The sequence below is a fragment of the Citrobacter sp. BIDMC107 genome, from assembly GCF_001037575.1.
Classification (GTDB): domain Bacteria; phylum Pseudomonadota; class Gammaproteobacteria; order Enterobacterales; family Enterobacteriaceae; genus Citrobacter; species Citrobacter freundii.
In genome coordinates this window covers 75194-99953 of sequence record NZ_KQ089851.1, presented here as the reverse complement: position 1 = coordinate 99953, position 24760 = coordinate 75194, and the positions used below count along the sequence as shown (strand labels likewise).

Annotated in this window: 35 protein-coding genes and 2 pseudogenes; 32 read left to right on the top strand and 5 right to left on the bottom strand. The window is 50.2% G+C overall.

All coding sequences use genetic code 11. From position 1 onward, the window contains the following. Window positions 1–477: 477 nt before the first annotated feature. On the top strand, window positions 478–996 hold the full coding sequence (locus SK39_RS24525; protein WP_003464991.1) for a YkgB family protein: 519 nt from the start codon (window positions 478–480) through the stop codon (window positions 994–996). A gap of 29 nt (window positions 997–1025) precedes the next feature. Here the strand turns inward: SK39_RS24525 and SK39_RS24520 are convergent, their stop codons facing one another. After that, window positions 1026–1871 carry an AraC family transcriptional regulator gene (locus SK39_RS24520; protein ID WP_012080657.1) on the bottom strand — a complete coding sequence of 282 codons (846 nt, stop codon included), beginning with the start codon at window positions 1869–1871 and terminating at the stop codon, window positions 1026–1028. A 551-nt stretch (window positions 1872–2422) separates the two neighbouring features. Beyond that, entirely contained in the window at window positions 2423–2842 is a 420-nt protein-coding gene (locus SK39_RS27685; RefSeq protein WP_048217586.1) for a DNA cytosine methyltransferase, read from the bottom strand. Between SK39_RS27685 and SK39_RS24510 the strand changes: the two genes are divergently transcribed. Next, window positions 2833–3537, top strand: coding sequence for an IS6-like element IS26 family transposase (locus SK39_RS24510; protein ID WP_001067855.1), 705 nt, complete (start codon window positions 2833–2835; stop codon window positions 3535–3537). The genes SK39_RS27685 and SK39_RS24510 overlap by 10 nt on opposite strands. Before the next feature lie 53 nt (window positions 3538–3590). After that, window positions 3591–3689, top strand: a pseudogene (locus tag SK39_RS27325) (hypothetical protein); the annotation flags it as partial. On the opposite strand, the gene SK39_RS24505 reads toward SK39_RS27325, so the two are convergent. Both SK39_RS24505 and SK39_RS24500 read right to left on the bottom strand, forming a co-directional pair. Next, the gene (locus SK39_RS24505) at window positions 3686–4297 is read right to left on the bottom strand and encodes a DUF2913 family protein (RefSeq protein WP_000176305.1); all 612 of its coding nucleotides are present in this window, start codon (window positions 4295–4297) and stop codon (window positions 3686–3688) included. The pseudogene SK39_RS27325 and the gene SK39_RS24505 sit on opposite strands and share 4 nt — an antisense overlap. 53 nt (window positions 4298–4350) lie before the next feature. Then, complete coding sequence (locus SK39_RS24500) at window positions 4351–4632, bottom strand: hypothetical protein (RefSeq protein WP_001568067.1); 282 nt, start codon at window positions 4630–4632, stop codon at window positions 4351–4353. A gap of 181 nt (window positions 4633–4813) precedes the next feature. Here SK39_RS24500 and SK39_RS24495 point away from each other — a divergent pair, with 181 nt between their 5' ends. Further along, window positions 4814–5140: a C2H2-type zinc finger protein gene (locus SK39_RS24495; RefSeq protein WP_004201125.1), complete on the top strand. Its 327-nt coding sequence runs from the start codon at window positions 4814–4816 to the stop codon at window positions 5138–5140. A 792-nt stretch (window positions 5141–5932) separates the two neighbouring features. On the opposite strand, the pseudogene SK39_RS26975 reads toward SK39_RS24495, so the two are convergent. Further along, a pseudogene (locus SK39_RS26975) lies at window positions 5933–6276 on the bottom strand (IS1 family transposase); the annotation flags it as partial. 339 nt (window positions 6277–6615) lie between these two features. On the opposite strand from SK39_RS26975, the gene SK39_RS24480 reads away from it, so the two are divergent. The 28 genes from SK39_RS24480 (at window position 6616) to SK39_RS24345 (ending at window position 24525) form a co-directional block, all read left to right on the top strand. Further along, the gene (locus SK39_RS24480) at window positions 6616–7083 is read left to right on the top strand and encodes a DnaJ-like cysteine-rich domain-containing protein (protein WP_022652128.1); all 468 of its coding nucleotides are present in this window, start codon (window positions 6616–6618) and stop codon (window positions 7081–7083) included. 63 nt (window positions 7084–7146) lie between these two features. Continuing rightward, on the top strand, window positions 7147–7443 hold the full coding sequence (locus SK39_RS24475) for a type II toxin-antitoxin system RelE/ParE family toxin (RefSeq protein ID WP_015063076.1): 297 nt from the start codon (window positions 7147–7149) through the stop codon (window positions 7441–7443). Between the two features lie 8 nt (window positions 7444–7451). Then, window positions 7452–8633, top strand: a complete 1182-nt coding sequence (locus SK39_RS24470; protein WP_015063075.1) for a hypothetical protein — start codon at window positions 7452–7454, stop codon at window positions 8631–8633. Between the two features lie 390 nt (window positions 8634–9023). Then, window positions 9024–9401 (top strand): hypothetical protein, encoded by a 378-nt coding sequence (locus SK39_RS24465; RefSeq protein WP_015063074.1) that lies wholly within the window; start codon window positions 9024–9026, stop codon window positions 9399–9401. A 135-nt stretch (window positions 9402–9536) separates the two neighbouring features. Next, window positions 9537–9971, top strand: coding sequence for a hypothetical protein (locus SK39_RS24460; RefSeq protein WP_015063073.1), 435 nt, complete (start codon window positions 9537–9539; stop codon window positions 9969–9971). 63 nt (window positions 9972–10034) lie between these two features. Then, window positions 10035–10292 (top strand): hypothetical protein, encoded by a 258-nt coding sequence (locus SK39_RS24455; protein WP_022652126.1) that lies wholly within the window; start codon window positions 10035–10037, stop codon window positions 10290–10292. A 115-nt stretch (window positions 10293–10407) separates the two neighbouring features. Next, complete coding sequence (locus SK39_RS24450; protein ID WP_048217584.1) at window positions 10408–11022, top strand: polyamine aminopropyltransferase; 615 nt, start codon at window positions 10408–10410, stop codon at window positions 11020–11022. Beyond that, the gene (locus SK39_RS24445; RefSeq protein ID WP_048217583.1) at window positions 11009–12277 is read left to right on the top strand and encodes a DNA methyltransferase; all 1269 of its coding nucleotides are present in this window, start codon (window positions 11009–11011) and stop codon (window positions 12275–12277) included. The genes SK39_RS24450 and SK39_RS24445 overlap by 14 nt, the downstream gene beginning before the upstream one ends. Before the next feature lie 175 nt (window positions 12278–12452). Next, entirely contained in the window at window positions 12453–12761 is a 309-nt protein-coding gene (locus SK39_RS24440; protein WP_022652122.1) for a hypothetical protein, read from the top strand. A gap of 82 nt (window positions 12762–12843) precedes the next feature. Then, the gene (gene parS / locus SK39_RS24435; protein ID WP_032610495.1) at window positions 12844–13284 is read left to right on the top strand and encodes a type II RES/Xre toxin-antitoxin system antitoxin; all 441 of its coding nucleotides are present in this window, start codon (window positions 12844–12846) and stop codon (window positions 13282–13284) included. After that, window positions 13281–13718, top strand: a complete 438-nt coding sequence (locus tag SK39_RS24430) for an RES family NAD+ phosphorylase (RefSeq protein ID WP_040115187.1) — start codon at window positions 13281–13283, stop codon at window positions 13716–13718. Before parS ends, SK39_RS24430 begins: the two co-directional genes overlap by 4 nt. Window positions 13719–13776: 58 nt before the next feature. Beyond that, on the top strand, window positions 13777–14007 hold the full coding sequence (locus SK39_RS24425) for a hypothetical protein (protein ID WP_022652119.1): 231 nt from the start codon (window positions 13777–13779) through the stop codon (window positions 14005–14007). A gap of 334 nt (window positions 14008–14341) precedes the next feature. After that, on the top strand, window positions 14342–14674 hold the full coding sequence (locus tag SK39_RS24420; protein WP_022652118.1) for a hypothetical protein: 333 nt from the start codon (window positions 14342–14344) through the stop codon (window positions 14672–14674). Between the two features lie 56 nt (window positions 14675–14730). Then, window positions 14731–14994: a hypothetical protein gene (locus SK39_RS24415; protein ID WP_040115189.1), complete on the top strand. Its 264-nt coding sequence runs from the start codon at window positions 14731–14733 to the stop codon at window positions 14992–14994. Between the two features lie 229 nt (window positions 14995–15223). After that, window positions 15224–16030, top strand: coding sequence for a hypothetical protein (locus tag SK39_RS24410; RefSeq protein ID WP_015063028.1), 807 nt, complete (start codon window positions 15224–15226; stop codon window positions 16028–16030). A gap of 46 nt (window positions 16031–16076) precedes the next feature. Further along, entirely contained in the window at window positions 16077–16523 is a 447-nt protein-coding gene (locus tag SK39_RS24405) for a hypothetical protein (RefSeq protein WP_015063027.1), read from the top strand. Window positions 16524–16700: 177 nt separating this feature from the next. Further along, a complete protein-coding gene (locus SK39_RS24400; protein WP_044713534.1) occupies window positions 16701–19082 on the top strand; it encodes a phosphoadenosine phosphosulfate reductase domain-containing protein in 2382 nt (793 codons plus the stop codon). Between the two features lie 181 nt (window positions 19083–19263). Then, window positions 19264–19758: a hypothetical protein gene (locus SK39_RS24395; protein ID WP_015063025.1), complete on the top strand. Its 495-nt coding sequence runs from the start codon at window positions 19264–19266 to the stop codon at window positions 19756–19758. Between the two features lie 57 nt (window positions 19759–19815). Beyond that, complete coding sequence (locus tag SK39_RS24390; protein WP_022652360.1) at window positions 19816–20040, top strand: hypothetical protein; 225 nt, start codon at window positions 19816–19818, stop codon at window positions 20038–20040. Between the two features lie 138 nt (window positions 20041–20178). Then, entirely contained in the window at window positions 20179–20877 is a 699-nt protein-coding gene (locus tag SK39_RS24385; RefSeq protein ID WP_187116898.1) for an ASCH domain-containing protein, read from the top strand. Next, window positions 20874–21182 (top strand): hypothetical protein, encoded by a 309-nt coding sequence (locus SK39_RS24380; protein WP_040113307.1) that lies wholly within the window; start codon window positions 20874–20876, stop codon window positions 21180–21182. Before SK39_RS24385 ends, SK39_RS24380 begins: the two co-directional genes overlap by 4 nt. Before the next feature lie 33 nt (window positions 21183–21215). Beyond that, a complete protein-coding gene (locus tag SK39_RS24375) occupies window positions 21216–21740 on the top strand; it encodes an HNH endonuclease (protein ID WP_040113339.1) in 525 nt (174 codons plus the stop codon). Between the two features lie 30 nt (window positions 21741–21770). Continuing rightward, window positions 21771–22379 (top strand): DUF6012 family protein, encoded by a 609-nt coding sequence (locus tag SK39_RS24370; protein ID WP_040113308.1) that lies wholly within the window; start codon window positions 21771–21773, stop codon window positions 22377–22379. A 155-nt stretch (window positions 22380–22534) separates the two neighbouring features. Beyond that, complete coding sequence (locus SK39_RS24365) at window positions 22535–22771, top strand: hypothetical protein (RefSeq protein ID WP_022652355.1); 237 nt, start codon at window positions 22535–22537, stop codon at window positions 22769–22771. A 33-nt stretch (window positions 22772–22804) separates the two neighbouring features. After that, window positions 22805–23053 carry a hypothetical protein gene (locus tag SK39_RS24360; RefSeq protein ID WP_022652354.1) on the top strand — a complete coding sequence of 83 codons (249 nt, stop codon included), beginning with the start codon at window positions 22805–22807 and terminating at the stop codon, window positions 23051–23053. Between the two features lie 84 nt (window positions 23054–23137). After that, window positions 23138–23518 carry a hypothetical protein gene (locus tag SK39_RS24355; protein ID WP_015063021.1) on the top strand — a complete coding sequence of 127 codons (381 nt, stop codon included), beginning with the start codon at window positions 23138–23140 and terminating at the stop codon, window positions 23516–23518. Between the two features lie 199 nt (window positions 23519–23717). Further along, window positions 23718–24029 carry a DUF957 domain-containing protein gene (locus SK39_RS24350; protein WP_022652352.1) on the top strand — a complete coding sequence of 104 codons (312 nt, stop codon included), beginning with the start codon at window positions 23718–23720 and terminating at the stop codon, window positions 24027–24029. 4 nt (window positions 24030–24033) lie between these two features. Continuing rightward, complete coding sequence (locus SK39_RS24345) at window positions 24034–24525, top strand: DUF3085 domain-containing protein (RefSeq protein WP_040113309.1); 492 nt, start codon at window positions 24034–24036, stop codon at window positions 24523–24525. Window positions 24526–24760 lie beyond the last annotated feature (235 nt).

Here is a 24760-nt window from a genome sequence, read left to right as displayed (position 1 = left end):
ATCCTCTTTAACACGTCAAAGTCGATTGATAGGCTTGCTGCAACAGCTATCTGCCCGGTTGAAGTCGAAGATCGATGTATCTGTAGGGTTTGGAAATAAATGCGGGCGCCCACCGCACTCACGGCTCAGTTACCATTCTTTGTGCATCGCGGCCGCGCGGCTAGTTGGTAGCTGTTCTAAGCCTAGTCAGTGCCGCCCTTCGCCCCAAGCCCCATAGTCAGATTTGAGAAATGACAGTAGGCGATGCCGCAACGCGCTTCATCGACCTATGTAAAACGACTCCTTTATCGAAATAGTGCACTCATCGCTCTCCACGGCGATCCCTTCATCGCGAATTGCACCGCCCAAGACGATCTGCACTGAAATCAATACTTTCTGATGCCTCTTGATTAGAGATGCCAGCTATAATCATCTCATCGCCAACGCATACGGCGTTCGGCAGCCAACACACTCTCACTCACTACTGGAAGCTCAGACATGAAAACCATAGGCATTGAAAACTCGAAGTCCAGCGTACAGGCCCACTTAACGCTTGGAACCAAAACTATGGGGCTAGGTATCTATGGCGCGTACTTGGCTCTCGCTATTATTTACTTCTGGTTCGGCGGCATGAAATTTACCCACTACGAGGCCGAGGGCCTGGTTCCACTGGTGAGCAACAGCCCGCTTTTGGGATGGGTGTATAGCATTTTTTCGGTCGACATGTTCTCCAGCCTGCTCGGCATACTAGAGATTTCGATCGGCACTCTGATCGCAGGCCGCATGCTGTCGCCCAAACTATCCGTGGTAGGAGGCGCTCTGTCTGCAGGCCTGTTCTTCACAACCCTTAGCTTTATGTTTTCCACTCCGGGCGTCATTGAGCCTAGTTTAGGGTTTCCGGCGATTTCCGTTGCGCCAGGTCAGTTTCTGCTTAAAGACTTAGGGTTGCTTGCTGTTTCGATATTTGTGGCAGGCCATTCGCTGGTTGAACTGGAAAAACGTAAAATTAATGCATAATTTTTTCAATGGCTTAAGGCAGTAATGCCTTAGGCCTTTTTGCCATCATTTTCCCCCGCCAGATCTTTCAACCAGTCACGAGGGCTCAACCCCGTCTTGCGTCTAAATGCGCGAGACAGCGCCGAAGGACTTTCGTAGCCGACTTGAGCTGCAATCAGCGTAATCGAGCGCCCTTCTCGCATCAGCTTCTGAGCCAGGCTAACTCGCCAACTCAACAAATAATCAGCAGGCGTCTGTCCGATGACTCTCTTGAAATGCACGGCATACGCAGCGCGTGACATATTTGACTCACTGGCCAGCTCTGCTATTGACCAGGCATGTTCCGGGGAGTTGTGCATCTGTAAAAGCGATCGGGCAAGCCGCATGTCGGCCAGTCCAGCCATCATTCCGGTGCGCAACTGGTGATGATCGAGCAGGTAACGGAGCAACAGAATGATTAGGAGCTCAAATAAGCGCTCAAGCGCGGCTTCCCTTCCACAATGCACATTTGCCGCCTCGGCAAACATCCACTCCAACGTGTCTGCCAGCATGGGCAGATCATCGAGTGCGAGCACCAAACAGTCCGGTAATGAAGCCGACAAAGGATTATCAATTCCGCCCTCAAACTCCATGGAAGCACACAACAACTTTGCGCCATCGGACTCACCCGCAAACAATTGATGCTTGGCGGGGCGTGGCATAAAAATCAAGCTAGGGCGAGTGAGCTGCAAATCCTTGCGATCGGGACCAAGCAACGTCACGCTGCCGGCCTGAAGCAGATGGATATAACCTCGCCGCTCGGCGCCATCGTAAGATGCAGAGCCGCATAGGTCGCCGTCATAGAACAGATTGGCCCGCACGCCGAACCGCGAGAGCAAATTAGACAAACGATCCATTGGCCGATCCTTGACGAGTCAGAACGCACAGATCATACCATCTGCGTTGTCGTTCAGTGCCTGTAGCGAACATGCCGGCGTAAATCAGCCAACGGATAAAGTGATCACTGAGCAGCTCAGCCTCCCTTTCCAGTTCGGCTGTTAAAAAAACAACACCGTTGTTTGAAAGCACCAGCAAATCAAGTGTGTTGCCGCTGACCGAAAACTGACCCAGTAGAGGCTGTTCTGCCGACTGAAAACTGACCCCCCGAGTTCGACACCAAAACGTCAATTTTTCGGTTTTTGCGAAGACTTCTTCATATGAATCAACAACTTACGTGCGCCTGCGCGAAGGTTTTGTAGTGGCAACTTTGAAGTTTATTTGTGGCGCAATGGCCGCGTCGTTGCGCTACACTCAATGTAATAACTCTGCGGCAACGACGCGCTGCCGCAGAAATATCCTCCGTCACCTACGATCCGACCGCTTTGAAGGCTCAAAAACCCAGTTTCGACCCCAAATAACCCCTTCTGTAGTGGCACGTTGATAAGGTCACCCTAGTCAAATCAATCACTTACAGCATTTGGTGTCGAACTCGGGCGAGCTGCTTTCCAGCCTTGGAGAACGGCGGGCACGGCACGCCGCCGGCCACCAGGTCAATGCCCTGGTAGGGGCGGCCATCGAAGCGGCGTAAGTCTTCCTCAATGACGTTCCAGGCCGGGCGGTTGAGCCGCAGCGTTGCACATGCTGCCGGTTCCAGTTCGACCAGGGCCGCATGATCGAAGCCAGCCATTTCCAGGCCGAGCGCCTGGCCCCCTGCCCCTGCGCACATTTCCAAAGAATTGAATTGGCTCATATCGCTTTTCTCTTGGTTGATTGACGTGGCTTTCTGGCTGCCGGTGCCGCGAACATATCCGGTTGGGCACTGTTGCAAATAGTCGGTGGTGATAAACTTATCATCCCCTTTTGCTGATGGAGCTGCACATGAACCCATTCAAAGGCCGGCATTTTCAGCGTGACATCATTCTGTGGGCCGTACGCTGGTACTGCAAATACGGCATCAGTTACCGTGAGCTGCAGGAGATGCTGGCTGAACGCGGAGTGAATGTCGATCACTCCACGATTTACCGCTGGGTTCAGCGTTATGCGCCTGAAATGGAAAAACGGCTGCGCTGGTACTGGCGTAACCCTTCCGATCTTTGCCCGTGGCACATGGATGAAACCTACGTGAAGGTCAATGGCCGCTGGGCGTATCTGTACCGGGCCGTCGACAGCCGGGGCCGCACTGTCGATTTTTATCTCTCCTCCCGTCGTAACAGCAAAGCTGCATACCGGTTTCTGGGTAAAATCCTCAACAACGTGAAGAAGTGGCAGATCCCGCGATTCATCAACACGGATAAAGCGCCCGCCTATGGTCGCGCGCTTGCTCTGCTCAAACGCGAAGGCCGGTGCCCGTCTGACGTTGAACACCGACAGATTAAGTACCGGAACAACGTGATTGAATGCGATCATGGCAAACTGAAACGGATAATCGGCGCCACGCTGGGATTTAAATCCATGAAGACGGCTTACGCCACCATCAAAGGTATTGAGGTGATGCGTGCACTACGCAAAGGCCAGGCCTCAGCATTTTATTATGGTGATCCCCTGGGCGAAATGCGCCTGGTAAGCAGAGTTTTTGAAATGTAAGGCCTTTGAATAAGACAAAAGGCTGCCTCATCGCTAACTTTGCAACAGTGCCGAAAATTGCCCGTACCATGCTGCAGAACGGCATTGACCGCAATACTGTCATGAAAATGACCGGTCTGACTGAAGATGACCTGGCACAAATCCGCCACTAATCCCCCTTTCCTGGCACTCCCTGCCGGGCCATCAGTGAAAACTGGTGGGGCAGGGAGGCATCAGACTCAGGCTCAGCCTGCCAGCCACAGCGATTTAACAGTTTCATTATCCCAGTTACGTTCCCTGTCAGACGTACTGTCAGCGGATTTGTCTGTTGGCCATTGTCGTCAAAAGCGGCATCAAGGTTTGTCCGTAAGAGATAAACACCGTTTACTCCAGGATTGAGTACCAAAGCATATCGTCCGGCCCATTCTCTGTCGCTCATTACGCGGTAATTCCAGCCCATGTCTTTCGCTGTTTCCAGCGCATACGTCAGGCGGAACATGTCGTTCTGTTCAGTCAACTCGCCGCTGCAGGAGCGCCAGACATAGCCCAGTTTGTCGGCCAGCTTAGCTCTCACACCCAGCAAACGCCCCTGATTCAGTAACCACCCGATATCCTGTGCCACATCGCGCGAGAATCGCCGTTGCTTCAGTGCTGCCGCGAGCCAGCGGGTGAGAAAGAGATTTTCCTGTGCGGGAGAGAGTTCTCCCTGCTCCTGTCTGGCCAGTGCCAGCGCGACCAGTGCACACCATGCCAGATGGCCTGTTTTTTCTGTCAGCGTCATAACAGATACCTCCCTTCAGTCTTACTGATTCCCAGGTCTTAAATCTCAGTTGTTCAGCTCTGTACAGTCGGTCTCAGCTGCCATGTTGCCCCACCAAAACAGGTCACACCGACCACCTGCTCCCAGGTTTCCTTCTGCTCCAGCAGCTTCTCCAGCGCATGAAAGTCCGCGCGCGAGAGCACAATATCTTCCCGCTCGCCGGGCGACTCCAGAATATACCCCTCAGGTATCCGCGTGGCCGATTCAGCAGCCTGCCGTGAGGATATGCGGTAAAAGGTTTTGATGCATCCTCCGCGAGTGAGGGCATCGAGGATGATGCTTTCGGCAACGCGCATGACTGGCTCCGGTTAAAAGTGTTTCACGTCTTTGCCGGTGTGCAACTGGCGACGCTCATCATGCCGCGTAGTGCTTCCACAGACAACGGCTTTGCCTCATTGCCCCGGTGGACCATCGCATGGCAGTTCGGACAAGGAATGCTATGGTAAATATAACCTTCCCCTTACACTCATGAAGCTTATGGAAGAATTATTCACTTGTCCGATATGTAAACTCTCATTTGGCCATAAAGCTAGGTTGAGAAAGCATATAAAAAAGCATACGAAATCCCTTGAAAAGAATCTCGCTAAGGCCAACTCAACCAAAAAGGCTGAGCATGAAAAGATGCTTATTCAGGAGAGGATTGCAAGGACAGGTAGCGCTTTTAAAAATGAATCGGAGAGAAATAAGTACTTTGAAAGAAGGCGTGCTGAAAACCCCATATTTGATATCGATACGCCGATCAGAAAGGCCTCGTTTATAGTGAATGCCGGTGCCTTTGGTTTGGGTAAATCCAGAAAAAACTAGCCGTTTTTTTGGCAAAAGCAGATCTAATGTCCCCGTGGTGAGTATATAAAAAATTACGGGGAGCTGAGCGACCTTCGTCTAGCTCTCTTCTTGTTTTTTTGCCGCAGCGGACTCTCGCGTGCGTCAGACACAAGTGGCGCAGGGGACGGGTTTTTGATGCGCGTCAGCGCATGGGAGGCGCCATGCGCCGGAGACCCCCGCAGCGAAGCGAGGACGAAAAAAGCATTACGGCTTCAGCCGTAATAATCCCCCACACTGCTAAGCCCAGAACAAACCCGCTAAAAACGATACAGAAGCTGCTGTGCGCGGTCGGAGTGGTCACGACAAGGCGATAGCCGCAGTCGGGGCGTATCTCCGCGTTAGCGGGCCGTTAGGGCCGCTTACGAGCGTGTACGCCAGAACGAAAAGCAACACCACCCACAGCAATGACAAGATCTAGTTACAACATCCGCCATTCTAAAGCGATGGTGTTCCCCGGCCTTCGGCCGGGGGCGGCGGCGCTTTTCAGTGGTGGGGAGGGGCTCCTGGCGGGCAAACCGGCGCCGGTTTTATGATGAATCTCATTATGAATGCTGTAACTAATTTGGTTCTCCGGTCGGGGCCCGTCGCGAAGCGATGGGAGCTCTCTCTGATGTTGCCGAACCGGCGCGACCGTCAGGTCGCTGCAAGGGCGGGCATTCTCCGCAGCCTGTCCACAGGGCAGGCGATGAACAGGTTATGTGTTTACAGGATTTATTAAAGGATCTTTAAAAGAGATACAGAGCTGGTGTTTAAAAGGAACCACGCGCCCTGAAAGTCCGACGGCAGGCTCAGAAGATGCTCCAGCGTGGCCATAGTACGTTCACCGAAGACGTGTGCAACAACCGTCCTCCGTATCCTGTCATACGCGTAAAACAACCAGCGCTGGCGTGATTTAGCGCCGACGTAACCCCACTGTTCGTCCATTTCCGCGCAAACAATGACGTCACTGCCCGGTTGTATGCGTGAGTTTACCGACTGCGGCCTGAGTTTTTTAAGTGTCGTAAAATCGTGTTGAGGCCAACGCCCATAATGCGTGCACTGGCGCGACATCCGACGCCATTCATGGCCATATCAATAATTTTCTGGTGTGTACCGGGCTGAGAGNTGCGCCTGGTAAGCAGAGTTTTTGAAATGTAAGGCCTTTGAATAAGACAAAAGGCTGCCTCATCGCTAACTTTGCAACAGTGCCTTTTTAAATTAACACATAAGCATTGCTACTCATAAGGATGTAAAATAACCATGCCCATTAAGGATGTAATTAAGACCTCATTGGTTTTTTTTTGGTATTTGTAAACAGATAATTCCGAAAATATTTCTCAGTAAAATTGAATCCTGCATATATAAACTGCCTTTAGCAGTGCTGCAAAATTATTTTTAAAAATCTTTCATTCAGGTTATTAGCCAGCGAGACCAATCTGTCATGATTACTTCAGACCAAACCTGAGGAATCAAAAATGGATAAATACTTTGACCAGAGCGGAATTGAAATCGACAACGCTAAGATTCAGTGTATTGATTCAGTAAAAGGCACCGGGGAATATATTTATCGGGTCACTTGCAATAAATGCAAAGGCCGTGGTGAGCGTAAACACTTTTATAGGAGCCGCTGCATGGCATGTAATGGTACGGGCTATAGCCTGGTCACAACCCGTACATGTTACACCCTTTCCGCGTTATATCGCACATACCCGGAAGCGGCACGCAAGATTTCAGCAGCTCAGGCAGTAGTGCGTCAGCGTGCTGTACAATCAAAGACTTCCGCGTTCAATCTGTGGTGTAAGAGCAATCAGGAACTGGTTGACGCCATCACACAGCAAGACGGGGAGAACAGCTTTCTGAACAGTCTGAAATCGACGTTATCACGGAAATATCCATTAAGTGATAAACAACTAACGGTCGCAGCCAGAATTCTCGGGATTTAATAAATCAGCTTCAGGCTTTTATAATTCTTATTTAATTTTACTCATTCCATTACGGAGGAAGATATGATCCATTCATTTAAAGACAGACGGCTGGAAAGCTTTTTCCGTAATGGAAAGTCCACAGCAGGTATTCCTGCTGATCTGTTAAATGCGATTTCATGCAGACTGAAAACGTTAAATAATGTAAAAAACGAACGCGAATTGTTATCAAGTAGTTTGCGTTACGAACGCTTAAGGATGACCGCAAACCGGTACTCTTCCATTCGAGTTAATTCAAAATATCGGTTATTCTTTGTGTGGAATGATGGCGTACATAACGTTCACCTGTCGGCGCATGATTATAAATCGCTAATCCATTAAGGTAAAAAATGAAACTTTTCGGTATTTTATCCAGGGATGCAGGCACGGATGCGATGTTTTATATTCAGGCCAGCACTAAACAACAGGCAAGCTTCATATTTGATGCCCTTGTCCCCCGGCTGAATGCGCATTGCCAACTGATCGACCCACTGAATGAAACAATTATACCTTCACTAAGCCGGACGACACTTTCTTTACAGCCCTGGTCCCAGAATACCCAGACACGGACGAGTGAGCTGAAGATGACGACGCACGGTCTGACTCTCTCCGGGGCAGTGATGGTGGAACACTCCCGGCAGATCGTCGACTTCTGCGATAACCTGGGCCTGCGCCTCGATGCACCCACCGGGAAACCCAGCTGGACAGAACTGATCAATGCTGACCTTGAGCAGCTTAATTCCCCGCGTTTGTTCCCCGTCCTTACCCAATCTGGCACGGAAGGACAGTTTCAGATCTATGTCCCGGCACCGGCTGTCATTGACGCCGACGTAGTCATTGCTAGCGTGATCGGCGAGTGTTTTAGCGGCGTTACCCCGTACTGCGTGAACGGCACTCCATATCCGCTGACTGAAAAGCCGCTGATCCGGATGGAGGCACACGTTAGTGACATGCATACACGGGTTTTTGAGCTGACATTCGTCAGTTATAACCTGGCCCTTACTGCGACGGTATATGACAACAATCTGCGCCAGGTTCTGATGCTGTGTGAAGATTTTGGTGTCACCCTTCAGGGGCGAGCGGGTGCATCCTGTCATGCCTACATGCGTAACGAATACCGGCGGCTTGCACATGTAGGTGTTTGCTCACGCTCCGGGGCTGAAGACGATGTCCGCGCTTACAGCTCATATAAAGAGGAAACCCTGATCCGGCAGCTGCTGAATCAGGCGACGGCGGACAGCACATTGATCCCGGCGCGACACGGCCAGCAATTTAACGGTGTGCTGATGAATGCCACCCCGTCATCAGCAACCACCGGATTTATCTACCTGTCACAGGAATTCCCGCAAGGCCAGTTTATGATGACGGCGGAAGTGGTGAATGCCAGCAGCACGCCACGGGGGATCAGTTACATCGAAACGGTGGACGGTTACCGTTTTATTGTGACTGCATACGACACGAGAGCGATGAATTCCCTGACCGAATTTCTTGAAGTTAACGAGACCTATTTTACCCCATACCGCTGGGCGTAGCGCCAGCGCACCGGACAGCCAGGGAGGGCATCCGGAAAAGGTGATTTCACGCCATCAACAGAGCGCGAAACTCGCAGAAAAACAGACTGGCCCTATTTTAATACCCGATCACCGAAGCCAATTGCCTTCCGGGCAGAATGCCTGAGTATACCGGGTCTTAGCGACGTGGGATCAGGGCAGCCGGGAAAAGTAACTTTTGAAAAATTAGACGTGGTCAGTCGGCATGGTGTATTAAATTTCAAATCCTCTGGTTATATTCCTTCTTATAAACAATCCTCCTAATTTTTAAAGCTATCAATCACATCATCAACTATTCGGAAAAATTTTGCCGCAGGTTATTAGCCGTCGAGCGCGTCCTGGTATAATTGCCACATACCAACAGGAGACATCATGAATAAATTAGATATCATTTCCAGTCAGCTTAATTTCATTTCCCTTCTTAATGCTGTCGGTTATTCCGTATCTGATGTTGTATTTAAACGTCACGGTGCATCAACCGACTTTAATGCAGGTTTCTGGACGTTTGTCGCGGAGCAGAAAGATCGCTATATCGAAGTGTCGTGCAGCCTGTCACATCCTACCGCAGAAGGCACGCAGCATATCGATGTGCGCATTGATATGTTTGAAGACCCGATTGATGATGAGATCTCCCGGACTTTAGACACCAACACCTATGCCACGAATTATAAATATATTGAGCGAGTGCCGTTTACTGAATCCGTCAAAAGAGAATTTACCACCAGCCTTGGTGATATTATTTCAGAATAGTGCCAGCTTAATTCACGGCATGGATGCCTGAGATTTTCTTCAAAATATTCTCTTCCGGGTTATTAGGTTTTGAACCCAACCTGGTATTATATATCTACAGGCAATGCCAACAAATAATGAAGCGTCGGAGGCGATATGAGCATTCAGGAATTCGATTTTACCACCTGTGATTTATTTTCCATTCTGGACTCTCTGAATTATTCCCGCGAGGATATTAATGGTCTTACTCCGGCTATTTTCCGGGACGGCGAATTATCGAGAGTCTCTCTCTCTGTCGTCCAGTCTACCCGCTCGGCGGAAATCACGATCAGCCAGCGCGTGAGCACCGCCACAGGTCTCCGCTGCTATGTGCTGTTGATTGCGCAGCATGAAGACCGCATCCACAGTGAAGCCCTCAGCCAAGATGCTGAGGCGCAGTATCAGGTGAATCGCTTTATCCGCAAGATGGCTGAAGTCACGGATGCCAGCACCAAATCGATCAAGAAATGCTCTCAGATGATGAAAAAAATCATAAAGGAGCACCAGTTTAAAGCCAATCCTTCTTTCGGCCAGAGTTTCATCAAGGGTTGATTGAGTCTTGCCCCGGACGCCGGGGCAACGCTGAATAAACCCCTAACCAGCCGGGAGGCGCAGATGCCTGAAAAAAACTTCATTGTCAAAATTGTATGCCGGAATGGCGAGTATGAGCATTCCAGCGTGAAGCTTGTCGCCAGCGATACTGAGGCAAACGCCAGCCAGACGGCATTACTGAATGAGTGTCGCGACGAGGTCGAAGCACTGAGTTTTGAAGACGGCGGAGTGTATGATCTTGGCGGGGAATTCTTCTATCAAGTGAAGAGCTGCCAACAGCTGCCACCGGAGGATGCGGAGATCCTACTTCGTTACCTGTGAACCCGTGGACGGTTGCGTCAGCCGCCGTCCGTTGTAACGCGATCTTGCCTGCCCAGCCCGAGGGTTATGTGGTAATTTCCCGGCAACAGAATGATTCGAAATTAAGGTTATCAGTATGAAAAGTAAATTTGCTGAGCTGCCGGTGAAAAACGGGAAATCCGGTAACTGGACGCTGGACTCCTTTGTGATTACGCCAGAAAAAGCGCAGACCCTGAAGCTTCGCGCCGAATATACAAAGGATCAGGATGAATATATCCCGGCAGGCGTCTACCGGCGTTTGTCCTGTGATAACGAAGTGGTGATGTCCAATACGCCGATGGAGATCCGTACCTGTGAAGCTTTCATTGAGCGAGCAACTGGACGCATCCTGATTAACGGACTGGGGCTGGGAATGGTGCTGCACGCCATTCTTCAGAAGCCTGACGTGACCCACGTGACCGTCATTGAGAAGTCTCAGGATGTGATGAACCTGGTTTCCAAAGCATTTGCTCACGATCCCCGCGTTGAAATTATCCTTGCGGATGCTCTGGAATACTGCCCACCGGCAGGCGTTACCTTCAATGTGTGCTGGCATGATATCTGGCCAGATTTTTCGAGATCAAATCTTGATGAAATGGAAGCGCTCGAACGCAAATATCTCCACCTGTGCGACTGGCAGGACTCGTGGGGTAAAGAGCAGTGTGAAGCCGCCCTGGTCCGTTTTTCAAGGATGGCTGATGAGCAACCTTAACAGCGATTTGATTGCGCGGATCTATGCCGCGTCAGACACCCCGTTAACGAACGAAGAGCTGTATCGCGAGGTACAACGCGAAACGGGGATGTCGGATGCAGAACTACAGAAAATGAAGGCGTTCGGCTCGGACAAAATGCGAACCAGCGGCGTCAAGCATCAGGTTCGCTGGTATCAGCAGACGCTGCGGCAGGCCGGGGTGATCGAGCGTGTCCCGGAAAAGCGGGGCGTCTGGCGCTATGCCTTCAAAAATGACAAGAAGCTGCATGAGTCCTGGGACAAACTGTGCGTCGTTGGCTTCTCAACTTCGCTCGGGGCATCGGTCTTCGGGAATGCGTACGCGTTCTTCAGCAACATCAATGAGCAAATCCATCTCTGCCTTACGTCGCCCCCGTTCCTGCTGCGTAATGCCCGAAATTACGGGCACGGCGGCGGACGCGGTGAGCAGGTGTATATTGACTGGCTGCTGCGGATTCTTGAGCCTATCGTGAAGCAGCTCGTGCCGGGGGGCAGCGTGGCGCTCAATGTGACGCAGGACAGCTTTAATCCAGGCAGGCCATCGCGCTCTCTGTATCTGGAAAGACTGACACTGGCGCTGTGCGATAAGCTGGGTCTTGAGCTGATGGACAGACTGAACTGGGTGAACCGAGCGAAACCCCCGTCGCCGACTCACTGGGCGTGTAAACAGCGTGTTCAGCTCTGTTCGTCTTACGAGCCGGTGCTGTGGTTTACTAATGACGCGCAAAAGGTTCGTTCGAACAACATGCGCGTTCTCCAGCCTCATTCAGAGCAGCATCAGAAATTGCAGGCGTCCGGCGGCGAAAACCGCACTACATTTTACGGGGATGGCGCTTACCAGCTTAAAAATGGCGCCTTCGGCAATAAGACAGAAGGGACTATCCCCAAAAATACGCTTATGTTTGGCAATGCCTGCCCGGATACGCGGCTCTGCCATCGCATCGCCCGCGAACTGGGGTTTCCGCTGCACGGTGCAACGTCACCCACTCGACTCGCCGCATTCCTGATCGAGTTCCTCACCAGGCCTGGTGATCTGGTAGTTGAGCCATTTGCCGGTCTGCACAAAGTACCGGTTGCCGCTGAGCGGCTCGGCAGACGTTGGTATGCAACGGACAAAATAATGGAATGGCTCGGGATCTCGCGCAGCCTGTTTACAGAAATGCCGGGATACCAGAGCAGCCCGATACTCGATGACCTGGTTGCCCTTTACCGTGATGAACTGCGGGAAGGGGGATGAGCTGGGCGGTTTAGCCTGGCCAGCAGCCGGAAGTGACGCCAGCGGGGATGTCCTGCGGCGACGGCGCTGACAGAAAATGATTCAGCAACATACCGGCGTAATGGCCACCAGGATTCTTCTCCCGGATGCCTTAAAAACGACGGCGACAATTTTAATCACTGAAGGGAGTGTGAGCATGAAGAATTTGACTGAACAGGTTTCCCCCATTGAACTGCAAAAGGGCGACCGTGTTGAAGCGTACGGCGCATTAATGGAAGTGATGCACATCGTTGAATCCGGCTGTGATGTCCCCGGCGGCGTCCGCGTTGCCGCCTGCGTCTCGCGGGTTATCGGTGACACCACCGGTACTATTCCGCGTGGATGGCTGGAAACGCCCGAACAAATGTCGGAACGGGGGGCAACCTGGGCCGCAGAGCTTCCGGCTGGGCTGTACTGGAACATTCAGGGCAATGCCCATGCCAGAGTCAGCCGGGTGACGAACTGACGTTATGAGAAAGGTGAAAATATTGCCAGTAGTCACCCATATGGTATAATTGACATACCAAATGGGAGGGTCGGTTATGACTATGAAAGTTTTTTCTCCAGATTTATCCAAAATGAACCCGCACGGCTTATGGCAGGTGGTGGGTCTGGATAATGACGGCATTGCGCTGATGGACAAAATTAGCCACGGACTGGAAGGTAAAGTCGCTCATTCCATTTCTGAATGGGCGAACATCACGCCGTCGGAACTGCGCAAAATGTCCGGCATTCCGAACACCACCTTCAATCGCAGCGTAAAAGCCCGTTTCACTGCGGATCAGAGCGAACGTCTGGTGCGTATTATTCGCGTCATTGAACGGGCTGTAGAGCTGTTCGAAGGCGACAAAGAGGCAGCACAGAAATGGATGAACGAGCCAAACCGTGGCTTGAGCTGGAAGACTCCGGCAGATGTTGTCTCTTCGGAAACCGGCGCACTCGAAGTGATGCGCCTGATCACCCGTATTGAACACGGAGTCTATTCGTGATCCTGTATCGGATGACCAAGACCCGCTATATTACGACTGCATGGTCGGGATTAGGTGCGAAAGAAGCGGGAGGCCGCTGGAACAGTGTCGGCACAGCACTTGTCTATCTGTCCGAGACGGCCTCTCTGACCATGCTGGAGACGCTGGTGCATATCAATGCCCCGCAGCTTCTGGACGCTTACACGCTGCTGAGCATTGATGTCCCGGATGACCAGATCCAGGCCTTTGACTTGAACCTGCTGCCGCCGGGCTGGGCAAGTGAAGATGCGCCCGCAGAACTTGCCCTGTATGGCGATAACTGGGCTGAAAGTGGCTCTTCTGTTGCCCTGCGTATTCCCAGTGCATTATCTCCGGTGGAGTTTAACTACCTTTTAAATCCGGCTCATCCGGCGATTTTTGATCTGATGAAAACCGTCCAGAAAATTCCTTACTAGTTCGACACACGGCTGAAATAGTTTCAGGTTTATATAACCTCCTGGATTGAGATGATAAATGATGACAAGCGAAAAAATCTTTAAAATCAGTGTATCGCTCGTTGTGTTATTTTCTTTCGTTTACTGGGGGCTTGATCCCGAATTTATCTGTAAATTTGCCAGTGACCCATCCAGTACCTGTGATTATTCTGAGCGTATTCCATTGCTTAACTTTATTTCTTCAGTATGGGCATTGATGCTGACTGTGACTCTGGCTGGCATTCTCGTTAAGTGGGTCAGAAAAAATTAGCCGCAGCTTTTGAACCGGGACAGGCTCTTCATAACGTCTTGTGTTCCGTCTGGTATTGCAACCGGGGCAGAGAGTATTTTACTTCAGATAATAACCTGAATATTTGAAATATACTTTTATACCAGACGATGCAGGTTCGTTGCGTACTTAATTCCGAATGTGTCAAATGTGAAATGAATTGCAATCGGATAATGTGATTTTGCTGTTTCCAGATTTGTTCTCTTCCTGTTTTATTCCTCTATTTTTAAAAATTTCGCTTTGTACTTATTAGCCAGTGAACCGACTTTGCTAAAATATCCCTACAGCAACCCAACTGACGGTCGAGGTTAATAGTATGGAATCCGAACAGCTCATCACTAAAATTACTCAGACACTGAAACGCCCCGACGGCTCTGAAGTGCGTATTGTGGTGCAGCAGTCATTTGGCTTAGGCCTCACGCCTTCGCTGGGTGTGTATGTCCTGCGTCGCCCGACCACTGTCGACAACTGGCAGTTGTGCAAAAACACACCGCACAAGGACTGGCGCACCATGTCGGTGGATGAATACCAGAAACACGGGCGTTCTGAAATGCTGCGGTACGTCTCCATCGGCGAAATCCTTCGCCTAAGCGCCGCGATTGGCAAACCGATGAGCTACGTTGATACCTGTCCGGGTTTACAGGGCTGATGGTGTATTTTACCCGTAGCAGAACTGACAAATTTAAAAATTGCAGACGGAGAAAAATGATGATTAACAAACAGGGCAACGCTGTAAATCCCCCGGACTTAAGCCGACTGTATATTATCTCAGGCCGCATGATGTTTGATGATGAGGAAGAAGTGATGCTGGTTGAAGCCGACTCCTCCGGTGAAGCAGAAGCGGCATTCCGGCGACATATCGCCGACGGAGAGGCACACATTGAAAAGGCACTTGTCATTTCGTCGGCGTCCCTTCAATCACTGTTACCAGACCGGATCATTGTTTCCGCCCTGACACATACCTTATAACTGAATCTTTCCCATTTAATAAATGCCGCCCTTGTGGCGGTTTTTTATTTTTTCCGCATAATTACTTAATGCCGCCCTCTAAATAATGGCTGGATTAATAAGTATGGCGCCTGTCTTCTCTATAAAAACTTCGAAAATATTTCATTTCGGGTTATTAGGTGCGGGTATCTGTTTTGATATTATCTATTCACAGACAGCAATCACACTTAATTAAATAAGGAGTTATGCAATGGCAAATAATTACACTCAGGCATCCTTCACAATTCTCTGTTCACAGGAACAGGCTCAGATGGCTCTGGACGCGATTGCGTATGTTACGGACACGGATGTGTCGGAAGGTGATCACCTGCTGTCTAAACCTGCTTCAGAGTGTTCCCTCACTGAACTGCTGGTCCTGGGTATTATTCAGAACCACCCGGAGTGCGATCCGTTTGAGCCGACTTTTGGTCAGCCGGAGTCACCAGAAGACAATTACGAGCTGGAACTCAAAGCGGAAATCACCGGTAGCGGTCTGGCAATCAGCCATGATGAAAGCATTAACCTCGACCACGCAATCGCGGTAACAACTGCCGTGTTGTCGGTGTTTAACCTGCCTGAAATGGTCACAATCAATGCCGCTTTCGTCTGCGACCGACCACGCGAAAACGAGTTCGGCGGTGCGACAATCGTGGTGACTAAAGATACACACCACTATGAGGAAGGCTTTAATTTTTCCCGCCTGATGAACGAAGCCCATGATGCCGGTGTTCAGTATGCGTTGGTGAAAGTGAACCAGTATAACCACGAAAACACATACACAGAATGCTATCTGATGAGCTGCAAAGCGTCTGAATCGCCTTATGACGTTGCACGCCACCGCCTGGCCTCGGACGAGAGTACTTCTGACGATCCTGATGAGGATGGAGTCATCATTCTCAGCGAAGAAGACAACACCAGCATGGCGCTTCACAGCGTCACCGAACTGACGCCCGTCGTGTACGACAGCCTGAGCAAATTGCTGCCTTCGCTGGACGTATTGTGCCCCGTGACTGCCTGATAACCCTAGATTGCCACCGGGACAGCCGGTGGCATGGAGAGCTGAAATGTTCAATAAACTTTTGATTGCGTCCGCTAGCTGCATCAATGAATTTGCGAGTGAAGTCCCGCAAAGCGTCTTCTTTTCCATTGATACATCGCTGGCTCAGCGTATCCGTGAACTGGCGGCATACGTGAAAGAGAATGATTTGTACGTTGCAGAGTTTTTCTTCTATGACTGCCTCTGGTCCGAAACATCGGAAGAGGACATTGAGGAACTCATGGCGAAGGCTGCATTTATTGAAAGTGACAGTAACGGGCAGGAAACCATGCTCCGGGACGTCATGCCGTCCTCTCGCACGGAAACAACTTCCATCCGGGTCATGAAAGAATCATTTCAACTGACGGCTGTACCCCGCCATTGCGGTGATGACATGATGCTCAATACCCCCAGAATTCCGTTGGCAGAGCTGGAATCAAATACGACGGTTTTAATTACCCAGCAGTATTCGTGAGAGCGTGGTAAAGATAATATATTTATTGCCGCGTAATTCTATTTATTCAGTGCTATTTAGTTAAATTGGCATAATTCCAATTTAACTAAATTTATCTTCACATATTGCACTGAAGATATTAGATGGGTTTAATAAATAACGCGATAATGCAGCGAAAGCCAAAATTCAGGAAATAATATGTATATCGAAATAAAAGAAACATTCCTTGAATTACCCTCAGAAATTCAATTTTCTGAGGCGGCTAACGCTGCCATTCTGACGCAGGATAAATGGGGCGATGTCTGGCAAACACTGAAGACCGATGCGGATCTGAATTATACCGATGCCGGTGAGCCGGTCAGTCTCGCATCGCGCGTGACGACGGCAACCAGTGCCATTTATCATGCGATTACCGAAGGCTGGACCATGTGCGTCGGCTACAGCGGCGGGAAAGACTCCCACTCGCTACTGCACCTGTTCCTCATGGCCCTGATCCGTGCCGTACGGAACGGGTCGAACGTCAGCCAGCACCACTTCATTCAGATCTCCAACACCCTGATTGAAAACCCTGAGATGCATCATCAGTCCACGCAGGTTCTCAGCCAGCTCCGAGCCTTTATTGCCGAACAGCAACTGCCCGTGACCGTCCTGGTGGCCCACCCGTCCATGACCCAGAGCTGGGTCGGACGCATTCTGACCGGGCGCGGACTTCCGACCTGGACAAATTCCAATACGCGTCAATGCTCTACAGATCTCAAACGCTCTCCACTGCGCCAGGCCAAAGCCCGTTATTTAAAAAATGCACCAGCTTCCGTCCGCAACAAAGTGTGCCTGATGCTGGGTTCCCGCGATGATGAGAGCGCCCGTCGGGCAGGCAACATCCTCAGAATGGGCGGGCAGTCGGACAGCGTCTCGCTCACGGAGCTCGGCGGCGAACTGTACCCGGTGAAAGAGTGGCGGACACAGGATATCTGGTCATTTCTGATGGCCTGTGGTTCGCTGGCGCGATTTCCGCTGCCAAGCTTTTTGCCGGACAACTTCAGCCTCGCCACGCTTTACAAAGACGCGACCGGGGAATGTATCTGGACGCCGGAGAAATACACGGCCCGGTCTTCTGCCTGCGGCGCTCGCTATGGATGCTCGCTATGCTGCGCCGTCGGCATTGACCACTCGATGGAAACCTTACTCCGCACTGATCCTGAGAAGTACGGCTACCAGGCTGGTCTAAACCGCCTTCAGCGTTTCCTGACCAAAATCCAGTACGACTGGAGCCTTCGGGATTATATCGGCCGCAAAGTGTTTGAGGGCGGGTATGTGCGTCTTCAGCCCAATGTTTTCTCGTCGTCCCTGACCGAACGACTGTTCCATATCTGTTGCAGCCTCGATTACGTGGAGGCCCAGCGGGCCGCAGCGGTGCGGGAAAAGTTACTTTCTGGCGAGGTCGAAGATACGGCGCATAACCGCCGCATGGCGGAGCCGCAGTTTCGACTGGTGCAGGAAGCCAACGTGCTGCATATCGACTTTCTCTGGTCACTGCATTGCTTTAACCCGCGACCATTTCGCGCCATCGAACTTTACCGCCAGGTGTGGGAAGGGGGGGCACTGGATCTGCTCGACGATGAGCCAGCTATGCAACCCGTACCCCGCACGCCGATGCCAGCACCACGCTGGATGAAGTTGCCGGAAGGCCGTATCGGGACGTCATTTGACGGGCTGTCTGATCCGTCTGCCGAAATGGCCTATTTTGACGGTCGGGAGGATGACCGTGCTTCCCGCAGCCTGCTGAGCAGCGGGGAAAGCCTGAACATCGTTGCATTCGAAGAAGAGGATGAGCTGACGGTCGATGAAGACACTGCGTCCTGGATTATCTGGCATGAATATGACGGATTACGCCAGCGTGTGTCTGACGGTGAGTTTACCCCCGTGGCGGCGGCACAGTACCTGCTTAGATACGGCGCCGTCCGAATTTCCCGGGGGAAAGGTGCGGTGTACCACCGCCTCGCTCAACGCGGGCAGGCCTTTTCACGTCTTGGCATTAACGACCAGACGCCGCTGCCGTCCCTGCTCGTCAGCCACCGTTTCAAGATCCTGACCGACTGCGATTACCGCCTGCTCGTTGCCCGTAAACTGCGGGGGCAGCGGCAGAAACTGCGCTTCTGGTGCTGTGTTGCGGCCTGTGTGGCGCTGCACACCCACAACCGAACGCCTCTTGGGGCATGGATCACGACGCAACTGGAGAACGAACGCCAGCAACATCTGGCCCGGACGGGTGACGAACTGAAAGCCGGTCTGCTCGACGCTGTACTGACTCTCTGTAACCTGCGGATTAAGCCTCAATCAATGCAACCGGAGGAACGGTTGTATTACCGGGCTGTCAGAAAACGCTTTCTGACGACGTTAGCCAGGTGTATTTCCCAGGAGTACGACGAAACCTTACGGGAGGTTATTTGGGCGCTGAGGATGCTGTCCGGTCCCCAGTCTTCGAAAAAGACGGGATTCCGGCATGTGGATGATTGCCGGGAGAGTACTGCGGCACTGTTAAGGCCTCTGCTGAATCGTCTGGTCCGCCTGCTGGCGTGAGGCAATTAGCACAATCAGACAGACCTAAAAAAGCGTGAAAATAGCCCCGTTAACGGAAAAATAGATGAAATGTGTGTGGTGTAATGCTCGCAGGGGTGAAGTCCGTTACGGTGCGGGTTTGAAAAGTAACTTTTTTCATCAGACTAACAACATCCATTTTAAAACTATTAGGGACTGATATATGACCGATAAAGAGGATAAAAAAAGGAACTTAAGGAAGATAAGGGGCATTTCAATCAACTGGGAATTTAATAAGCCCACTGGTAAGGAACACCTGCTATTAATTATTGCCATAGTGGCATGTATTTTCCCTAGTCAGATTTTTTTCAATTCCTCTCTATGGAGCGGCTTCCTGTATTTAATTTGTGTTGCGGGTAGTTATGCATACCTGGCTATACCTCATTTTAAACATCGTAAGGAAATCTGGAAGGGATGGCTTGACCAGTCGCTGAAAGAGTACCAGCCGCTTGATCTGCAAGCTTGGGAGGTTTTTAAGGCCCGCGTTAGTGAGGAAGGCATGACTTATGTTGCTTTTGAATCATGGATGAATACTGAGGCTAGTGCTTTATATAAAGAACCCAAACAAGAATGGTCATTTGTCGACAAAACACCGGTCGGAGAAAATGATCAGTCAGAACCTGTTCAACAGATTTCAGTAAGTAATAAAAAAGAATAGATAATTTTAATCGAAAACCGTCCTGAAAACAGGGCTAATTATCCAGAGGATTGCACTATGACTATTCAAGAAAAAAATACCGTTTTCATTTTTAATGCCTGCCACGCTGACAAGGCCACTGCCTCCAGCGCCAATGCACTTTACAGCCTGGAAGTTGAATATCCGATGACCCTGAATGATTTGTCATTGCTGTGTGAGTCTGTCGCGAAAGCGTTGGATGCACCTGGTTGCGTGAAATATGAAATTACGACCGAGCCGGTAGTGGAAGCGGATGAAGATTAATTCGGGGTGTGTACACCACGTTTTCAGGAAGGGATGTAGAGTCCCGCGACCGTGTAACGACTGTCGTTTCCAGGGATGGGCGAATAAAGATGGATAGGCTTCTCAATGTGTGAACCATGTGTGAAAGGAGAAACCACAGTGAAGACACGTGGAATGCTTTTTAAAGATGAAATGGTCAGGGCAATTCTGGCAAACCAGAAAACACAGACGCGGCGGATTATAGAGCCTCAGTACAGTTCACCTGAATGGTCGGTAAGGCCTGCGCAAACACCGCGACATCGTGGGCATACGCATGACTGGTGGCTTCCAACAGGAACTCAGCCAAATTCGGCGCTTCGCGCCTGTCCGTACGGTGTAGTTGGCGACCGTATTACTGTACGTGAAGCGTTTTCCTTGCTCGGGAATGAAGATGCGTGCGCGGTGGACTGGAATGACAACATTGTGATGGACAGATCTGAAGCAGCCCGCATTTACCGTGCGAGCTGTGAACAGCGTTCGGGGGATTATGGGCTGTGGTCGATCCCTGATGAGGCCGACTGGAAGCCCCGTACAGAAAATATGAAGTTCGAAGGTGCGTGGACACCTTCTATCCATATGCCTCGCTGGGCCAGCCGTATAGTACTGGAAATCACCGATTTGCGAGTAGAGCGGTTAAACTGCATCAGCGAAGAGGATGCGAAAGCTGAAGGAGCCCCAACCGAATGTTGTGTTATTGGCGATAAGCATTTTCTTGGCTTCCGCAGCCTTTGGAAAGACACCTATGGAGAAGACAGTTGGCAGGCCAACCCGTGGGTGTGGGTAATCAATTTTGAGCGCATTGCTGGGGAAGTCGCATGAATAATGAGGTGAGTTCGCTGGGTACGGAAAAACCCGAAGGTCCTTTTGTTCTTCTGACGTTAGTCGGTGATGGTTTTATCTTCGATGAGCGGCACGAGATTATCAGGATAAATGGAAGACCAAAGCAGGTCGGAGTAAAGCGAAATTATTTTGAATCTGATCTGGGGGAAGGGAAGGCGAAATGCTGGACAGTGGATATTAATGAGGCCCATGTATTCCCCACTCTGGATGCCGCGACCGAACAGCTATGTAAATTAAGCCGACCACACCTGATTAAAATCCGAAAACTAATTCAGGAAATTTAATAAAAAACCGTCTTAATATGGTTGGGAGGTCCGGTGAAAGTTCTAAATAACAAAGGCTCAGTAATCGAATTACCCAATTTTTCAGAACTCCTCCCGAAGGTTAAATCTGATGATGGGCGATTTTCAAAGCCCAAAAATAAAATATCCAAAGAGCAACGAGCCGAACTGCGTTTGAAATTTGGTGGTCGGTGTGCCTATTGCGGCTGTACTCTGCCGGAAAAAGGCTGGCATGCCGATCATGTTGAACCGGTGAGGCGGGATTTTGAAATGGTCAGAGCCCCCGCTGGAAGCCGAGTGACACACCAGGCTCGAAGTACCGGTAAGGTCATGCATCCTGAACTGCATGCAAGCGAAAATCTTTTTCCGGCTTGCGCCCCCTGCAATCTCTTTAAAGGTGCATTGAGTGTTGAAGGAATGCGGAAAGAAATAAGCCGCCAGGTAGAACGCGCCAGGGCATACAGCGTCAACTTCAGGACCGCAGAGCGATTTGGATTAATTGAAGTCACGGAGAAGCCGATTGTCTTCTGGTTCGAAATGTATCAAGCGACACCGAAATAATTGAAACCATAATAAACGAGGATAATGACGATGTTTTTACACCTGGTACCTAAAATCCTGCATCCGATGGGAAATCTCTGCACGCTGGATTCCGTGAGCGTCACGGAACTGTCGCTTCACCTGACAGGAAATGACCTGTTTGCGATGCGCCCTTATCCGAACAAGCAATACCTGGTGGGTATGCTGAAGGGTCGCAAGGCATTGAATGGATTTCTGGTCAAAATTCCCCGAGCGTTAGAAGAGTTTACGATGGTCTCCGTCTGGAATATTGAAGGATACGGCAAAATAACGCACACCCTGAAGACCTTTGTCGAAGATACGGAATATGACCTGGTTTCCCATGACGTGCTGCTGGCGCAAGGGAGCTACCGGGCACAGGCGTCTGAAGAGTATCGTGTTCACCCTGTCTATAAAAACATTGCGCCGGTACACATCGAACCGAAGATGGAGTCCCTGCTGTCGACCGAACCCAATTTAGAGAACGATGTCTGTGAAACCTATTCGTGGGGGATGCTGGTGCGTACGCGGGAAGAGGGGTTTAAGGCAATGACGATGCCATCAGCCCGTCTCAGGGAGTCTGAGGCACTGCGGGGGGATCGCCAGCCACAACCGGAGCAGGCCATTGTTATTAGCGGGTGAGTGGCGATCAGCCTGATGTCGTTGCACAGGCTGACAGACTCTCAATGGATATACCGGGGAAGTTGATTTTCCAACCTGTAGGTTATTCGGTTCGTACCCCGATTCGGTATAATTAGTTAAATCATAGTTAGTTTATTATGTGTAAGGACATAAACATGGATGAATATCTGGCGCTGGACAAGGCACTCATCGAAGTTCTAACCCCGGTTCCTAAGCCGTTCGCGACATTATTTGCCGGAGAAATCAAAGCAGAGTGTCACAGGATTGCCGCTAGGGAAAGCAATCCGCAACCATTGCGGATTCTTGACCGCCGTTTGCAATCGCTAATTAAGGACGGTCGCATTTCTTATACAACCGGAAAAGGTTGGCTTAAATGTGGTGGCACCGTATAACGGTATTTTCAATACAAAAAATTGGAAAGAATCATGACCAGCAATCGCTCCCGTGAAATCAAAACACCGCCTGTGCATATTATTGCGGATTACGTTCTTCGCTTCATGAAGAACAATAAAGAAGCGAAATTGTACGAAGCAATGAGCCGTCTTGAAAGTAAAATCAAACTCTTTGTTGCTGACGGCCATGATGAGCAGCATATCCGGACACAGTTAAATCAGGCCACACAATGTCATACCAAAGAAACACTGAAACGGGCCTGTGAACGGATTTGTATTTAACCTCATGTTATACATTCTGCGAGTGGTAGGCTGGCCTTTGACATCGTAGCCAGATTCTACCACTGAAAGAGGGACGCAATTTTAATGAAATTTATCCTGTTGTTTTTCATTTTAGTCATTCTGATCTGGGGGTTTACAGGTCTGGCTTTTAAAGAAGCCATTATATTTACGTCCGTCGGACTGAGCATTTCGGTTGTGGCTTTGTCTGCTCTCCTTGTGGTAGTTCTGACATTTGTAATGGCTGCAATGTATGCAACTCAGGAACTGGGTGCGCTGGGAAAAATGATTATCGCTCAGGTTGTACTGACCGGATTATGGAACCTGGCTTTTTCTATTATCCCGGACGGAAAGTTACTTTCTTTTTTCGGCGTAAATATCTGGCAATCCGGCTCATACCTGGTTTACTTCATGGCAGTGTTGATAGCTGTTTTTGCGACGTTCGTCGCGTTCCAGAAGCAGCAGTAGTTTTTACCTGATGCACCATAAGCCTTCCGATATGGAAGGTTTTTTCCTTCAGTGCTGAGTTTATTTATAGCGGGTCTGTCTTTACACCTTTTTAAACTAAATTCTGTCCTATCTAATTTATCTATTTTTTTGCTCTTTGGGTTATTAGCCGGGAGAGTCGGTTTGTTATATTGGGTTTACACCAACCGAGGGCAAAAAAATGCAGATTAATAAAGTCATGTCTTTTCTTGATATTCTTTCTAGCTGGCTTGAAGACAATATTAATATGGAGTCTGAGCTGGTCTTCGATAATGATGTAGACAATACCACCTCAGAAGCCCTGTATCCCGCAGTGGAAAAAGCTAACGCGGTATTGAGCAAACTTGCATCTCTGTCGTCTGATACGATTCAGGCGACGCGTCAGCGTTTACAGGACGCTGTCGAAGGCAATGGGGAGGTTTCTCCTGCTGACGTCAAAGAGCTGCTCTTGGCAACCAAGCATTTGATGCTAGCGCCGGATTGCGGAGAATAATCAGATGAGCAGATTAACATTCGAGATTTCAGGGGTAAAAAAACTGCTTAAAGAAATCCAGTCAGCGGAGCAATTCCTTGCAACCGTTGATCAGCTTTTTGAGCCAACAAATTATCCGGGGGGGGTGCCTCTTAACGAAGCTGGTAAGACGGAAAAAGAAGCTTGCCTGGCAGGGGAAGTTTTCTGGCCATCGCCAAAGCATATGGTTCAGACCCGTCTGACCCCTCAGATTACTCTGGTAAAAGGCCATGGCGTCTGTCTGATTACCAATGCTTCTCTGGATGGAAGTCCTGTCTCCCGAGATACAGCTATCTATGCCCGTGGAATGAATCCGTCGCTTGATGAAGATTGGAATTATGAGTCTGATCAGATTATGGGAGGAGATGATAGTACAGTTACTGTACCGCTTGAGTGGTTTGAACTCGCAATCGAAAAGAAACTTAAGGCTTTTAGTCTCAAAGTATCCCCTACAAAAATAACGCTGGTGAATGGATAAACGAGTCACAGGCTGTATCGGTCTAACATGGTCTGTCCCTGATCTTTCAGCCAGCCGAACAGACCCACCTTAAAAGGAGTATTATGGCTGACACAAAGCGACCTATTTCCCCGCTTACACAGGCCCAAATCTATGTGTTGCATCGTCTGGCAAGCGGAACGAAGTATGAGATCTGCGGTGAATTTCGTCGGGCCCGGGAATGCCGGATGTATAGGGGGGCATCGGATGATGTGCG